The following is a 384-nucleotide window of genomic DNA, read 5'->3' on the forward strand; positions in this document are numbered from 1 at the left end:
TTTGCTGGATATAAAACGCATGACAATGATTCACAAACGGAATCACCAGGGGACCGCCAAGAACAAACATGATAATAAAGCAAGCGCCTAAATCACCAAACATGACCCCACAAAATATAGGGGTAAGGACTAACGTTACTACCAACAAAGCATAGCCAGCGATATAAGCTATCCGAGGCCGGTGCTGTTTAACCCCGAGCACGGGCTGACCCATCGTACGTTTCAGCGAGGGAACATTCCGAACGAAAAGACCCGCCAACAACCCAATCAACGCAGGAGGCACCACAACCTACTTTCTCCTAGAGCCCAAAGAACCCTCCCCACCCTTTTATAAAGGGCGCTCCGCTTTTTCTAACCGAGTCACCGATGTCAGCCCCGGAGAAC

General features: G+C 49.7%; 1 pseudogene. It reads right to left on the bottom strand.

The window, feature by feature from the left end:
- Positions 1-214: pseudogene (locus HMPREF2554_RS11655) on the bottom strand (hypothetical protein); the annotation flags it as partial.
- Between the last annotated feature and the right edge of the window lie 170 nt (positions 215-384).

Origin of the sequence: Rothia sp. HMSC071F11, from assembly GCF_001809115.1 — a bacterium.
In the GTDB taxonomy this organism is placed as follows: domain Bacteria; phylum Actinomycetota; class Actinomycetes; order Actinomycetales; family Micrococcaceae; genus Rothia; species Rothia dentocariosa.